Source organism: Ferruginibacter sp. (assembly GCF_028288465.1).
Lineage (GTDB): Bacteria > Bacteroidota > Bacteroidia > Chitinophagales > Chitinophagaceae > Ferruginibacter.
This window is the reverse complement of record NZ_JAQBNR010000068.1, coordinates 101,760-116,578: the sequence shown is the minus strand read 5'-3', so window position 1 is coordinate 116,578 and position 14,819 is coordinate 101,760. Positions and strand designations below refer to the sequence as shown.

Here is a 14,819-nt window from a genome sequence, read left to right as displayed (position 1 = left end):
TGATTGTTTTTGTTTTGACCATTCACTATTGTCCCTCACTGTTCACCGAACTAAACATCAGTTCCTTGCTGAAACATGATGGAATACGCTTCCTGTATTTTGTCAAGATCAATTGCTTTTGCAGCATATACTGCCGAACCAGTGGACCATTGCTGATACTCCTTATTATTCAATGCTGCAAAAAAATTGATGGCATTGGTAATTGGTTCAATTTCCAGGGAAACATTTTTACCCGCCATCGCAGCTTCAAGGCCATTCCAGGGGGTATTGTGACTGGTAATGACCGGTGTGCCTGAACTAAGCGCTTCATAAATCGCATGACCGAAATTTTCGCTCTTACTTGGTAGAATGAATACCTGGTAGGCCGATAACATAGCCTCCACTTTTGACGGCTGTATATCTCCTTTATGAAGCACTTTGATGTTTGCTGGTAACCTGTTTATTACATTCAAACAACTTTGCCAATACAATTCATCTTTAACTGACCCATAAATGTGGTATTCAATAGCTACTTTACAAGCTGCCATTGCTTGTAATACCAACAGGTAATTTTTCATGGCACTGACAATGCCAACTGACACGAGGGTTAAATGGCCAACCTCTTTTTTCGCAGGAGTCTTCAGATTAAATGATCTTGGGAAATTTTCGGCTATAAATATTTTAGTCTTATTTCCAAACTGTTTTTGTATAAACCCTTTCTCCTCTTCGTTGGTTGCGTGAAACTGGTACCTGCGGTGAATACCCAACAACTTCCAGCCCAGCAGCCACGCCTTTTTCTTCAATGCTTTCTGGTTCAAAGCTCCGGAATGCAACATCCCCCGCACAGAAATTATTTTACGGGGTGCCTTACAAAAAAGCAATGGTACCATAGTAAAATGCACGCCGTATATTCCATTAATGAACAGCATATCCGGTTTCACCTGGTCAACCAGCAGTTGTATTATTTCCCGCTTTTTAGATGATGTATACCAAACCTGAGTATGCTGATTGTAACTAACCCATTCATCAAAAGCAACTCCGTTTAGTACATTGCCATCAAGATCTGTGTTGCCGCAGTAAATATAGAATTTTATACCAGGGGCAGCGTATTCGTTAACAAGGTTTGCAACAGACTGTACCGGACCTCCTGCTTTGTAAGCGGGATGAAACCAGGGTATAGTAATGAAGATGGTTATCAATAATTTCTCTTTGTTAAGTTATGCGGGCCTTGCCCAAATCATGGTTTGACCAAACACTACAATCTCAGTTAATCTTTTGCCCTTAATGTCAAATAAGTGATACCCCATATCCAATAAAAACTGTTGTGCTGCACCCTTTTCAACACCTGCCCATTCCTCTGCCCAGTGCTCGAATTCGAATAAAATATTGTCAACTTTTTTATTTAGCAAGAGTTGCTTCATACCCTTAAAAACAGATAATTCAAAACCTTGTACATCAACTTTCATCAGGTTAATACGCGTTAAATTTCTTTCGATGCAAAAAGTATCTAAAGTAACCGAGTTTACAAAAACATAATGATCGGTAAATGTGGGCGCTAATGAACCTTCTCCATACTTGTCAGTTTCATAAAATTTTGTTGAAAAATTATCGCATTCATAAACAAGGTTATTATGAAGCTCATAATGGTGAAAATTATTCTGCTGAAAATTTAATTTTAAATACTCAAAAGTAGTTGGAGAGGCTTCAAAACCGAAGTACTTTACGTTCTTCTTTTTTTTAATGACCGGCATTCCAAGCGCGCCAATATTAGCACCTATGTCAAAATAAATATCTCCTGGCTTTAAATGATTTTGTAAAAACGCAACCATGTCTTTTTCATAAATCCCATTAAATAATAATTCTACACCCAGACTTTCAATTGTATTAGGTATGTTATATTTTATCTGTTGATGCGCTTTCAGTTGTATTGGAGTATCCTGATTGATCAGTTTTTTAAAAAGTATCCTGCCCAGGCTTAGTTTTCCTTTAAATGCAGGCAATTGTCTGTAAAACCGAAGAAATAGATTTGGCATTAAATTCTAGTGTTAATTCAGGATGATATTCCCCGGTGATTTGCAAAGTGCAGGTGCAGGCGTGAAGATAATATAACCTCGCTTTTTAAAATTCAGGTTGCCTGCACATCTGCCGGACTTTTGATACGTTTAAATTCGTACTTCCAAAATTGTATTACCACATATACAAGAAAGGTTGACTTTACCAGATGCCCGAGCGAAGTTTGCAACTCACAATCCGCCCTGATGGGATAATAAAAAACCAATGGTACAAATAAAAGCAATACAGGGTAATTGAAGCTATGTTTATAGAAATTGTTCAATACCGTACTGAAAAAAAGACCTAAGAGGAACATAAAAAAACAACCTCCTATTATTCCAAAATTGATGTAAGCGTCCCCTACTGAACTTAAACCCATAGATGTCCCCTGCTTAAGTTGCATACCAGAGTACTTCATAAAAATGGTACGGTCCCCGGCATTTAATTTATTGGGGGCTAATATTCTTGGTAAAAAAGCAGCTTCCAGTATTTGGTATAATTCAGCCCCTTCTGCATAAGGAACTCTTTCGGGAACATTTTTCATTACATTGGTTATAATGAACCCCTGGTTAATGCGGACATTGCTTTGTGCAAGACTACCAAAATCGAAAATTCCATTTTTTTCCTGCTTGCTATCATACACTTTCTCAAAAGCGTCCAGGCCACTATTGCCTTCTCCCCAGGCAGATTTTCTGTAGTCCCCTTTTAATTGCTGTATAACTACAGATACTAAAATAAAACCAACCGCAACAGATGCTTTTACAACCATATTCGGTTTATATTTTATTGCCACTACTGACCCGATAAATATGACCCAGGTCAATAAATCATGAAACATAGCCTCACCCAGTGATGATATAACAATGGAGCCAAAAACCAGTACCAACAATCCGGTTTTAAGTTGCTTGTTGCTGAGTAAAAGCATAAAAGCCCCTACAAATTTAAAGCTGCTCAACAGGTAAAAAACAAAACCCAAATCTGTCGAAAAGTAACTTGATATGATACTTGATACAAAACCTATCCCAATAAACCAATACGCCATATCACCAGACGAATCTACAAAATCTGCGATGGCTTTCTGATTCAATTGTTCTCCTTTAAGCCTGCCTGCAGTAACGTGCAGTCCCCAAATAAAGCAAATTACGGCAGGTAAAACATAAGTAAAATAATCAGTTTCAGGTATTTTCATCTTGTATGAAAATGACTGGTATGCATCCAGTCCGTTATAGGCAAAAGTGGGGCCCAGCAACATTTGCAGGCACATCAATGCGCCGGTGAGGTATCGCAAAGGAAGTACCGACCCCATGGCGAAGAATAAAAGCAAGAATTGGTAAAGTGTAATACATAGGGCGAAATAACTTAACCAGCTAAGGTCAACCCACAATACCCTGATTATAAAAATAAGACCAAGGTAAAAAAACCATTTAAAATTGTTGTTGAAAAGAGATTCCATTGTTCAGATCAATATATACTGATAATTGCTTTCAGGAAATTTGTATTGAATCGTTCATTTGCAAAAGTCGGCAATCAGACATTCAAATGCCTCCTCACAAAAATAATGCGGTTCAATGAATTGAAGCCTGTCTTTATTTACTGCATCCTGCATATTAAAACCTTTTAAATTACTGAAGTCTACAGGTATAACTTTGGGATAAGAATTTACCGTTTTGTAAGGAAAAGTTCCTTTCATTACAAACGGAAACCAAACATCCAGCCCGCAAACACAATATTCAAATACTTTATTAGGAGCATTATAAACATAGTTAGAAATATGCCCTTTATACAATACTACACCCGCATCGTATTGCTGCAAAATACACGGTAATTCACCATAATTCACACCTTCTTTCAAAACAATATTATTTGTACCGGCAGATTCCAGAAATGCTTTTGCATCAGGGGTTATATTATAAGCATACACGTGCCAGGTAACCTGCCCGTTTTGTGCCAGCACCCAATTTGCAAACTCCTTTGTGTACATGGTATCCATACTCAAAGATCCTGTATATACAACTTTAACAGGTTCTTCCACATGTACTTTTGCCCTCTTAAACCAAGCGTGCGGAGGATAGTTTGGCACCACCTGTTTATTAGTAATTTTTATTGGGTATATGTCCGTTTCAAACAATTCCATCCGGTAATTATTGGTGTGAGACACCCATTTGGCCCGGGGATATAACCATTTTTCCAATCGGTGAAACAACTTCGTCAATTTCATACCACTTTGATATTCTGCCGGACTTGTATATTCATGGTAGTGAATAAACAGCTCAACGGTTCTATTAAAAAAACGACGGTAAAACCAGGCGGGAAAAGAAGAAATTGTCTCGTAATACAAAATCTTCTTAGGTCTTCTGATGGCCAGGTGTGAGATGCAACCAAAATAAAATAACATATAACTATGTAACCGGCTAAAGGAATTTATACCCTGTCCTGATTTACCTAATCGAACAATGCGGATGGCTGTATTAAAGGGTACAAATAAATCAAGCTCTTTAAAAGTACCTGTTGTTGTAAATACGGTTATTTTATTTTCGCCCGTATTTTTTTCCATGGTGCGAATAAAATTTTGTACAGGCGGATACAGTTCCAGCGGACTAAAATGGATGATAGTGAGGTTACCCAAGTTGCTTTTGAATTAGTTGCAAAGCCTGCACCGCCCTGTCTCTATATTGATAGCCTGAATTTAACGACCTCTGTCTTGCGTTATATCGAATGACTGCTGCTTCATTTGCCGGCAGGCATAGTAATTTATTTATTTGGACAATACAGTCCGCCACATCATTGTAAACAAATATTTCTTTTCCCGGCTCAAAGTACGTTTGATGATCTATCGTGTCAGGAGCCAGCTGGATGGCCCCCACCCCGGGCAATTCGAAACTACGCATGTTGTGCGTATCAGGATTGTGTAACCGCATTAAATTGAGTTGTACCCGGTACCGGTGCAAAGTAAGCCACAACTCATCACCGTATACCGGGCTATGGGTAAATATATTGGGATGGCGCACAAATTTTTCCCAGTCATTTCCAAACACATCTATAGCAATACCCCCAGCGGCAAGATGTTCTAAAAACAGGGCCCTGGACGGGTCGGGATTACCCAGGAAACAGGCCTTTAAAATCTCTTGTTGTTGTATACATTTTTCAAACAACGCCCCATCAATATCAAAACCAAAAGGGAGTATCTCCGTTGGTATCCCATAGAAAGATTCCATTTCTTTTTTTACAGCCGTGTTGTAAGTGAGGTGCATGTCAAACAGGGGAATAGACCTTGTTACATTTTTATTACCGCTGCCTTTACCGGTAAAAATGAAAGGGTTGTCTGCATTGTAATTTACCAGCTTAATATGCCGGTCTTTTGCCCATTGCAGCGAACCGGGAAATATTTCCATCCCTTTAAATATCCATATTACATCGGGCTTAAATGCTGTAACCGAGTGCTTAAACTTTTGATTAATGCTATTTAAAATCCCTGATAGCCCTGATTTAAAAACTAGCTTATTCAACAAGTTCTTTTGATAATAATCATAAAAGGAAGTTTGCGCAGTAAAATGAAATACTTCTACTCCATTTTCCCTCAGGTATTTTACGTAAAAATTTTCTATTGCATATATTTTATCAGAACCTACAACAAATAATTTCATGGTCAAGTTTTACAGCTTTCGATTACCTTTTAAAAATATTGCGTCACACCATGCAAGAGAGCCTTTGCCGTAAATAGGTTCATAAATATCCTGGATAAAATAATCGTATTGCTGCAGATAAGTTGATATATCATGAAGCAGGGGCTGATCAACATACTGCTGTTTAAAATAAGCCTCTGTATAAATGAGGTTTATCTTTTTTTCCTTTAGCATTTTTGCAGCTCCCCGTAAGGCAGCTAACTCGCCACCTTGTATGTCAAGCTTTAAAATATCAATTGTTTCAATTTTGTTTGTTGTGCAAAAATCATCAATTGATAAAACATCGACCACTATTACCAACTTATTGGCAACTTCTTTGTCTGAGCTTAGCCCCATCTTTTGAGGCTGCAATAAGGAATTGGTTGCGGTATTGTGATTTACAAAGAATTCTTTTGTCCCACTTTTATCTGAAATTGCTTTTTGATATCCTGTTACTGTTTCAATACCCGATACCCTGTTTTGCAGTGTAGTAAATGAGTCAGGAAAAGGCTCAAATGCGTATATCTCAGCTTTTGGAAAAAGAGCATGGTAACGAAGTACAGTATCTCCCACATTGGCGCCAATATCAACAATTACTCTGGTTCCTTGGCCCGTTATCTCCTGTTGCTTTAAAAAAGCGTCTTCTTTAAATGATGTTTTTTGTACAGACTGTAAGTACCCGGTTCCATGTATCTCAAACCCAAATTTTCTACAAAACTTATTGATGAATGATTTATTCATATTATGTTCCTTATTTGTTCAACAAGCAATTGGTCTTGTATGTCCAAAGCCCCTTCAAATAACATAGCATTATTACTCTTTGACCTGATTATTGTATTTACGTGTGCCGGATGTTTGATAATAATGGCTTGTGATAGAAAACATGCCCAGTAACTAAATGTACTGGTGGCGGAAGTTACTATAAGTTTGCTTTTGCTCAGGAGGATAAGATCTGCTATGTCACTGTTTCCTTCTATCAAGCTGATATTTTGAAGTTTAAAAAGCTCTTTGAATTCGTGGGCAAAACCATCAGTAAATACACTTACCGGTAATGCTGAGCCATGTATATTTCTTATCGTTTTTATAATCTGTATAAAATGAGATTCCGGGGTACGGACAATGCCAACCTTATTAAAATCTTCCCCTTCTTTCAATTTCCTGAAATCACCCATTCGTATATGGATGCCAATACATGGAGCAGCATGATTCTTTATTTTTCCATACACTTTTTGAGAGACCAACTTTTTGAATAGAGCAACTACAAGTTGCCTGTTTTCCTTCAGTCCATCAAAATAATGATCCCAATGTGGCATTTCTGAAAAAACATATATACCAGCGTTGGCTGCCCCATCAATCTTTTCTACTGAGGGTTCAATTTGCTGATTGTTTTTATACTTCTTTAGCTTCCATTTATCAAACTGTGCTGCGAAAATATTTTTCTGGAATGTAAAAAAGCCACTGTAATTTCTTTTTACTTTCTCATTGCGTAAATAAGGGCCAATCTTTAGCTGGTGATAATTGGTTACTATCACAGGCAATCCGTTTAGGTGTGCAAACGTGTAGGCCTTCATCAATGGAAACAACTGATTGCCCAATCCGGCTTTCGGTAATTTACAGACAACTATACTCATGAAAGTTTCGGCATAGTTTGTATCTGTGCAATCAGTTTTTTTAGCACCGTGTAATGCGCCTTGCGCTGAAAAGAAACTGCGATATCATGGCTATAGTTTCCAAATGTTTGCCGCAGCTCTTTATTGATACCCAGTAGTTGTATTTTTTCTGCCAATTGGGAAATCTTTCCAAATTCAAATATCCATCCGTTCTTATCTTCCTGTACATCATCATCTTCACCATAACTTCCGCACCTGTCGCTTAAAATTACCGGGCATCCCATATAAATCGCTTCGCTGATGGCTATTGAATGCGGTTCTACCGAAGCCGGATGAACGTATATATCTGATGCCGCATAATAGGCAGGTAATTCCTCAATGTTTACAAAGCCGGGGAAATATATTTTGCTGTGCAGCAAACCTCCTGCTTTCATTTCCCATGCTGCTTTCATTTCGCCCGAACCCAAAATAAATAAGTGATAATATGCGCCCTTTGTTTCCAGTAGTTGAATGGCTTCAATTAAATGATCCTGGTTTTTCCAGGGGGATAGTTTTCCAACTACTATCAGCACAATGTCATTTTCATCAATACCGTATCGTTGCCTAATGGTATCACGCAGCGATGCTCTTAGGTCGTACCTCTTTTCGTATTGATTTACATCTATAGGAAAATGCATGCGTACAAACTTATTACTGGGTGCACCATACTTTTTATAATATGCCTCGTTGGCATTTCCAACAGTAAGAAAGAAACTGATCTTTCTAAAATAACGGCGCAAATAAAAATATTTGAGTAAGTCCTTCAGAGCACTTCTTTTATGCCGCAATTCGCTATCACCAATAAATGCTAATAGCACTTTATTTTTTACAGCCCACCTGTAAACACGCCTTTGCAATTTTTGGAAATAGCCATATACAATAACAATATTTGGCTGATATAATTCCAGTTCCTTTTCAACCGAAGGGGCATCCAGGTTACCATCCGGCTGAATAACCGCTTCTCCGTTTAAAAATAAATGATCAAATTTATCCAGTTGCAGGTTGCCCCACACTATCTCCCGGCCAAAATTTTTATCCGTATATTTTTTATACCCCAGGGCTGAACCAAAAAATACTCTTATCTGTGCCTGTTCACTGGCTGCAAAACTTACATACTGCGGACAAAAATGTTGTATTGGATGTGATACCACAATCGCTATTTTCGGTAGTTCTTTCATTGACTATTTTCTGCGACCAACTGTTGGTTCATATTTATTTTTTGCTGAAAAGATGCAGATACCAATGGAAGGATTGTGTTAAAGCAAGATCAATAAACTTCAATCATTGTTTCTTTTGCCTTGGCATTGTTAACTTCGATTTTAGGTAAATCGTATATTTTAATGCGCCATCTTTATTTAAATGAAGCCCATCACTAGTTTCAAATTTGCCAGAATCGGGTATTGGAATATATTCATATTTCGACGCAGGGAAATTCATATAAAAAGTTTGACGCACCAGCTTTGCTCTTGGCAAATTATTTAACTCTTCAGCAACAGGCATTTCATAAAATACAAAATTTACTCCCTTCTTTTCCAGCTCATTTACATACGATTTTAAATTGCTGAAACATTCATTAACAAATTTCGTATCAGGCAACTTTGAATATTTATCGACCTGCATCTCTAACATTTTAGCAAATAAGCCGTCCGAACTATTACCTCCATTTACCACTTCTGAATTTATTGGCGTCAAATGAAAACGATATTTAAACTTCATAACCATTCTTTCTGTAAAAGATGAGTTAACTAGTGTTCCAAGAATTCCGATCGGTTGTTTATCAGCTCTCAAAGAAACGAAAGCACTTTTTGAATAATAATGAATGGGAGAATTTAAAGCATCAGTAAAGTCTTTGCTCTCTTCATGTAAAGCAACATTCATTTCCACGAATATATTTTTAGGTAGTCTGGTTTTGTGTGTAAGTATACTCAATCCATCATAGATGCTTAGTCCGCCAAATGAAAGACTATAAGTACTAGGAAAACTATCCCTTATTAATTTGGTAGTCAATGATGAACCAACCAACACATTCTCGTAATAATTTGTATCACTGAATACAAATTTTTCAGCGTTAATAGTATTTGCCTGCCATTGATGTTGTGATGCAGACCACCATACAGGCGCAATGAAACGCACAAACACAGAATAAAAAATGAACAATGCTATTGCTATAACAAAGATCCTTTTAATCATATTGACTTAAAACTGAAAATAAATAAACGCTCCGGATGAACCACTGTTGACAATAATTAAAAAGAGCATAATACCATAGGGAATGAATTCAACCTTTCTTACGTTTATAACAGAAGATTTAACTTTCAATAAATAAAATAAATGATAAAATAACACCGGAGATGAATAGAGCATAATATAAGACATTAGCTGGGTGTCATCAATACTCCTGATGTTATTACCAATGGACTTAAAATACAAAATAACATGCTGAAAGTCGGGTAATTTAAACAGCAACCAGGCTAATGTAACAAAACTAAAAATCAGTAACCCTTTAAATATTTGGGTTACAATGTTCGCTTTGATTTTTATTTTTTCATTAGTAAACCTTTCCACCACTAAAGCAGCACCGTGAAAACCACCCCAGACTGCATAACTCCATGCAGCTCCATGCCAAAGCCCACCCAGTAACATTACAATCATGATATTTATACCGGTTCGTAATTTCCCCCTTTTATTACCGCCCAACGGGATATAGAGATACTCCATTAAAAAAGAGGACAACGAAATATGCCATCTTTTCCAAAAATCTTTAAATGATGTGGCGATATATGGAAAATTAAAGTTGTCTTTAAAATTGTATCCAAAAAGCTTTGCGAGTGATATTGCTATTAAAGAATAGCCTGCAAAATCAGCAAATATCTGGCACGAGTATCCAAATAACATTGTTAAAAGTGTCAGCGAAGAATATCCCTGAAAGTAAGGAAAAGCAATCCAGAAAGTAAAGTCCTTCAAATTGTCGGCTACTACCATTTTAAGAAAATATCCGAGTATCATATTTTTTACTACACAATTCCACTGTACATCCTGAATGCTTTTTCTCCCGATCTGAGGAATAAAATCATGCGCTTTTACTATCGGGCCAGAAATCAGTTGAGGGAAAAATCCTTTAAATAGAAGCGTCTGCTTAGCGTGAAGCAGGAATGATTTTGGAACCAGCAGTTCGCTTTTTACATATTTCTCTTTGTATACATCAACAACCAGGCTGATGCCCTGGAACGTGAAGAAAGAAATACCAATTGGCAATGGCATTGCAGCAAGAAATTCGCCCAAGGAACCCGGTTCTTTGAAAAATGTTTTGGCAAATAACGGGCTGTACTTAAAAAATAATAATATCGTCAAGTTGAGCGACACACCAGCAATGGCAAATCGCTTTTTATGTTTCACATCTCCGTATACGATGTAATAACTGGAAACAATATTAATACCTACAGAGAGTAATAATAACAATACCATTACCGGTTGATTGTAAGCGTAGAAAACTAAACTTGAAACGATTAATATTGATACCTGGAACTTAGATAAAGCAGGCAGGTAATAAAGTAAGAAAGTTGCAGCGACGAGACAAACAAATACAAAACTCGTAAATAGCATAATTTATAAATTAAGAAAATCACTGCAAAAAATCCAAATAGTAATTCTCTTGTAATTGGGTGTCTCTAAAACCAATTGCTAAAGCAGCATATATTTATGCGGCCATTTGCCAACCGGTTAAAGAAAAATTAATTCATTTTACTCCCGGTAGTTCACGCTCAGTCAAAGCAAGATTATTTTCAACCTGAAATAATATTTTCTGATAAAGCAACATGTGTTGCACAGCCAATTCACTGAATGGCTTTGTTGAAGGAATATAAGCTTTGGCAGCATCAATAATTGCCGGGTTATTAATGAGCATCATCAATTTTTCTGTCAGTGATGCAACACTTTTAAAATCAAACAGCCAGCCATTCATGCCATCCTGAACCTGTTCCGCATTACCGTATACATTGGATGCCAGTACCGGTATGCCTGCGGCAAACGCCTCCTGTATCACCAGCGGGCTCATTTCAGAAAAAGTAGATGGCAGGCATAACAGGTCATAACCACCCAGCATTGTTACTACAGCTTCAGATGGAATACTTCCCATCCAGTACACATTCTTCATGTTTTTGGAGTAGCTCCTGCATTGAACCGCATATTCGTCTTCGGTAACAGGACCAAAAATGTTTAAACTAATTTTATCCGGAGGTAATTGCTGCATTGCTTCTATTAAAAGATGCACACCTTTATACTTGCTTACCCGGCCAACAAAAACAAGCTTAACGGGTACACTTGCCGGTGTATGTTCAGCGACCACAGGAGATTCCTTTAAGCCCTGGGGCAGATATTGAATCTTGTTTGCGGGCACTCCATTCTCTTGAAGGATGTGCTGGTACCATCGTGTAAGCGAAATGATAGTATCACTAAGCCCGGCAAGTTCAGTTAGTATCTGTTTTTTTTTGTCCACTACAAAAGGAAATCCTAACGCCGTACCTAAAGAAGAATTGAGCTTGCTTGTATCAATCCCCGTTGCATACAGCAATTTTGCACCAGTCTGTAATGCAACAGACTTTATGCCCGTGATGGCTCTTGCCTCGTAGACACATGCCGTACATCTAAAGGTTCGGATAATTCCATCACAAGGTTCCTGCTGTTTATAAATCAAATTGCCGGTTTGACAACTATAAGTAGACAAATGACACGTAAGCAAAATTTTTATTCCCATTGCCGCCGCTGCCCGTACATGATAAATACCAACACCTCTTCCGGCCGACAGTTCCTGAAAATGTAAAATATCCGGTCTTTCCTTTTCAAGAATAGCTGTATACAATGCAAGCCCGTCAGGTTTAGTATTCCCTAAAATCATTTCCCTGTTGCTGGTACTATTTTCTGCGTACTGTATTACTTTTATCCCTTTGTAAGAATACTCTTTAGTTTCATCGCAATCAAAATTGGGTATAAGCACCAATACATTCAAACCTAGTTGCTGCAGATGATGGGCAAGATTATAAGTGTACACTTCAATACCTGCCAGACTACCCGGCAAAAAATGATTGAGTGAAAAGATGATCTTCATTTAAAACAAATCTGTATTAAGATTGGCAAACAAACTATTCATTTATCTTTTTTGTAAGAAGACTTTGTTGATTTATAACAACCATATTAGCCTCAACAGATTTATAAATTATGCAACCTGCACCAATCACCGCATTATCACCAATTGTAACCCCTTTTAAAATCACCACATTCGATCCTATCCAGCAATTGTTTCCAATACTTATACTGCCGGTTGAATATCCCTGCCTGGATATTAATTTGTTGCTATCGCTGTAATGATGGTTATGATCATACAAACAAACATTTTCACCAAACTGGGTATCATGCCCTATCTCAATTTCCTTCAAACAGGTAATAGAACAATTGTTATTAAAAAAGCAATTATTGCCGATGATTAAGTTGCCATTGTTCCCCATCATGATATGGAAATTATCCCTGAAACGCACTGCCTGATCGATTACAATAGTGGTATTTGAAATATCTGATTTAATTGAAAAACCCTTACCCATTATAATACCCCCTTTAAAAACAAATCTTTTTTTTGAAAGCTGATACAAAGAAGCCATTCTGAAACTGCAAAGAAGAGAATGGTATCCAGATTGTACTTTACGGATTGCTTTAAAAATATAATACAACATGGTATTGAAATAATGATAATTAACTCAGGACAAGATGGCTTTTATTCTAGCAAAAAATGAAAATGGAATGCCGAGGTTTATTGCAAGAAAATAACCAAAGGTTTTAACAGATGGGTTTAATAAAAAATCCTGCTTTAACCAGTAAGCGGCTTTTGGGAATTTTAACTGATACAAATACGCGGCCGAATGATGGATACTTTTTTTGATCTTCTTTTGTCGTGCAGCGTCTCCATCTTTATAATAACGGTAAAGTAAGTCTAATTCTCCGGCGATACTGTTAGCATTGGTAGATTCTTTATTGGATAACGAGGTTCCATGTATTCTATATTGGGCAGTATTCCCATGCATATAAATCACTTCATGATGTTCTGATAATTTTATCCATAAATAATAATCCTGTACCTGAACGGTATCGTCAAAACCACCCACCTCTTTTGCAGAATGAGTTTTAACTAAAACCGAAGAATTGGGAATAAAATTAAAATCAAATAATCTCTCATGTACAAATCCTTCTGGCATATTTTTTTCATCGTACCCTACCCTACTTAAATAATCATTATTAATAACTTCACCACCTTCATCTATAATACAGGTATTTGAATAAATAAGAGCTGCATTGCTGTTGCCTTCCATCTTATCCACCTGTATTGCTACTTTATCCGGTAATAAAATATCATCTGCATCTAATACCTGAAAATATTTTCCTTTAGCACTTTGTAATACTAGGTTACTCACTTTTGCGATACCAAGGTTCTGTTCATTTTTTATAAAGCTGATAATTTTAAGCCCTTTATATTGTTTAATCCAGTCTTCAATAACTGTAACAGAATTATCTGTTGAATGATCATCAACAATAATAACTTCTATATTTTGATAACTTTGATCTTCAATGCTGTTTAAAGCATGAACAATATAGTTTGCATAATTATAATTGGCGATGCCAATTGACACTAAAGGATTAGACTGCATATTCCTTAAAAAAATCTATGTGATTTGTTAGCTTAAACAGCAATTAGATTTTTCTTAAAATGCATTTTTAAAAAGAAAAACGAAATTGTTTTGTACCAATAACTATTTAAATACATTTCATCGTTCTCCTGCTTCTTAACCCTGTAAAAACCATTTTCTTTCATAAACTTCTGCACATCATTTCTTAACGGCTGATCTTTATAAAGCGGAAGATCAGATACCTCTAACCAAATTGCTTTTATCTTTTTAATAGATTTCCCAGCTCCTGCCAGTACTTTTAATTCTGCCCCCTGAACATCCATATGTACAAAATCGACAGAGGCGATTTTCCTGTCATTTATAAAATTCTCCAGCGTTTCCGTTGTAACTGATATCGTATTCTCAAATTTTAACCAGGGCACTATTTCGTTCACTCTGCCTGGTGGCAACAATGAACTTGACTTATTGCCAAAATCCCATACTTCGTCATTCTTTTTATCTGATGGATGACCGGAAGAAACATAAAAATCCTGTTGCCCTTTTACATCGGAAAGTGCGATATTTAATAGCTCTGCATTTTTTACATTGTAACGCTCGAAATTTTCGAGAATTATTTTTTTATTCTGGGATAACGGTTCAAAAACAAAGATGGAAGACTTAGGAAACAATTTTGAATACCTCACAGAATCCTCTCCCTCGCATCCGCCAATATCTAAAATAGTTATTGGTTCATCATTCTTAAAAAGTTTTAAGAGATCACGCTTTAATGGAGATTCAGAAAGTATAAAACTATTTCTATCGTACAT

At 36.8% G+C, this 14,819-nt stretch carries 14 protein-coding genes; all 14 read right to left on the bottom strand.

The features are described 5' to 3' along the window. Positions 1-50 precede the first annotated feature (50 nt). The 14 genes from JWR61_RS25535 to JWR61_RS25470 all read right to left on the bottom strand — a co-directional run bounded on the left by JWR61_RS25535 (position 51) and on the right by JWR61_RS25470 (position 14,819). Positions 51-1,178, bottom strand: a complete 1,128-nt coding sequence (locus JWR61_RS25535) for a glycosyltransferase (protein WP_301930495.1) — start codon at positions 1,176-1,178, stop codon at positions 51-53. A gap of 18 nt (positions 1,179-1,196) precedes the next feature. Continuing rightward, positions 1,197-2,012, bottom strand: a complete 816-nt coding sequence (locus JWR61_RS25530; RefSeq protein ID WP_301930494.1) for an FkbM family methyltransferase — start codon at positions 2,010-2,012, stop codon at positions 1,197-1,199. Positions 2,013-2,104: 92 nt separating this feature from the next. Continuing rightward, positions 2,105-3,484, bottom strand: a complete 1,380-nt coding sequence (locus tag JWR61_RS25525; protein WP_301930493.1) for a hypothetical protein — start codon at positions 3,482-3,484, stop codon at positions 2,105-2,107. Between the two features lie 54 nt (positions 3,485-3,538). Then, a complete protein-coding gene (locus JWR61_RS25520) occupies positions 3,539-4,657 on the bottom strand; it encodes a hypothetical protein (RefSeq protein WP_301930492.1) in 1,119 nt (372 codons plus the stop codon). Next, on the bottom strand, positions 4,650-5,675 hold the full coding sequence (locus tag JWR61_RS25515) for a glycosyltransferase (RefSeq protein ID WP_301930491.1): 1,026 nt from the start codon (positions 5,673-5,675) through the stop codon (positions 4,650-4,652). Before JWR61_RS25515 ends, JWR61_RS25520 begins: the two co-directional genes overlap by 8 nt. Before the next feature lie 9 nt (positions 5,676-5,684). Beyond that, positions 5,685-6,434 carry an FkbM family methyltransferase gene (locus tag JWR61_RS25510; protein ID WP_301930490.1) on the bottom strand — a complete coding sequence of 250 codons (750 nt, stop codon included), beginning with the start codon at positions 6,432-6,434 and terminating at the stop codon, positions 5,685-5,687. Continuing rightward, the gene (locus tag JWR61_RS25505; RefSeq protein WP_301930489.1) at positions 6,431-7,324 is read right to left on the bottom strand and encodes an alpha-1,2-fucosyltransferase; all 894 of its coding nucleotides are present in this window, start codon (positions 7,322-7,324) and stop codon (positions 6,431-6,433) included. The genes JWR61_RS25510 and JWR61_RS25505 overlap by 4 nt, the downstream gene beginning before the upstream one ends. Further along, complete coding sequence (locus JWR61_RS25500) at positions 7,321-8,520, bottom strand: glycosyltransferase family 4 protein (protein WP_301930488.1); 1,200 nt, start codon at positions 8,518-8,520, stop codon at positions 7,321-7,323. The genes JWR61_RS25505 and JWR61_RS25500 overlap by 4 nt, the downstream gene beginning before the upstream one ends. Before the next feature lie 103 nt (positions 8,521-8,623). Then, entirely contained in the window at positions 8,624-9,532 is a 909-nt protein-coding gene (locus JWR61_RS25495; RefSeq protein ID WP_301930487.1) for a hypothetical protein, read from the bottom strand. Positions 9,533-9,538: 6 nt separating this feature from the next. Continuing rightward, on the bottom strand, positions 9,539-10,945 hold the full coding sequence (locus tag JWR61_RS25490; RefSeq protein WP_301930486.1) for an MBOAT family protein: 1,407 nt from the start codon (positions 10,943-10,945) through the stop codon (positions 9,539-9,541). A gap of 133 nt (positions 10,946-11,078) precedes the next feature. After that, the gene (locus JWR61_RS25485; protein ID WP_301930485.1) at positions 11,079-12,446 is read right to left on the bottom strand and encodes a glycosyltransferase; all 1,368 of its coding nucleotides are present in this window, start codon (positions 12,444-12,446) and stop codon (positions 11,079-11,081) included. A 34-nt stretch (positions 12,447-12,480) separates the two neighbouring features. Continuing rightward, positions 12,481-12,936: an acyltransferase gene (locus tag JWR61_RS25480; RefSeq protein WP_301930484.1), complete on the bottom strand. Its 456-nt coding sequence runs from the start codon at positions 12,934-12,936 to the stop codon at positions 12,481-12,483. 153 nt (positions 12,937-13,089) lie between these two features. Beyond that, positions 13,090-14,034 (bottom strand): glycosyltransferase, encoded by a 945-nt coding sequence (locus JWR61_RS25475; RefSeq protein ID WP_301930483.1) that lies wholly within the window; start codon positions 14,032-14,034, stop codon positions 13,090-13,092. A gap of 32 nt (positions 14,035-14,066) precedes the next feature. Continuing rightward, positions 14,067-14,819, bottom strand: coding sequence for an FkbM family methyltransferase (locus JWR61_RS25470; RefSeq protein ID WP_301930482.1), 753 nt, complete (start codon positions 14,817-14,819; stop codon positions 14,067-14,069).

Coding starts and splice junctions, on each gene's coding strand:
- JWR61_RS25505 (WP_301930489.1), bottom strand. CDS start 7,324: ATGAGTATAGTTGTCTGTAAATTACCGAAAGCCGGATTGGGCAATCAG.
- JWR61_RS25530 (WP_301930494.1), bottom strand. CDS start 2,012: ATGCCAAATCTATTTCTTCGGTTTTACAGACAATTGCCTGCATTTAAA.
- JWR61_RS25470 (WP_301930482.1), bottom strand. CDS start 14,819: ATGTACGATAGAAATAGTTTTATACTTTCTGAATCTCCATTAAAGCGT.
- JWR61_RS25485 (WP_301930485.1), bottom strand. CDS start 12,446: ATGAAGATCATCTTTTCACTCAATCATTTTTTGCCGGGTAGTCTGGCA.
- JWR61_RS25490 (WP_301930486.1), bottom strand. CDS start 10,945: ATGCTATTTACGAGTTTTGTATTTGTTTGTCTCGTCGCTGCAACTTTC.
- JWR61_RS25495 (WP_301930487.1), bottom strand. CDS start 9,532: ATGATTAAAAGGATCTTTGTTATAGCAATAGCATTGTTCATTTTTTAT.
- JWR61_RS25515 (WP_301930491.1), bottom strand. CDS start 5,675: ATGAAATTATTTGTTGTAGGTTCTGATAAAATATATGCAATAGAAAAT.
- JWR61_RS25500 (WP_301930488.1), bottom strand. CDS start 8,520: ATGAAAGAACTACCGAAAATAGCGATTGTGGTATCACATCCAATACAA.
- JWR61_RS25475 (WP_301930483.1), bottom strand. CDS start 14,034: ATGCAGTCTAATCCTTTAGTGTCAATTGGCATCGCCAATTATAATTAT.
- JWR61_RS25480 (WP_301930484.1), bottom strand. CDS start 12,936: ATGGGTAAGGGTTTTTCAATTAAATCAGATATTTCAAATACCACTATT.
- JWR61_RS25525 (WP_301930493.1), bottom strand. CDS start 3,484: ATGGAATCTCTTTTCAACAACAATTTTAAATGGTTTTTTTACCTTGGT.
- JWR61_RS25510 (WP_301930490.1), bottom strand. CDS start 6,434: ATGAATAAATCATTCATCAATAAGTTTTGTAGAAAATTTGGGTTTGAG.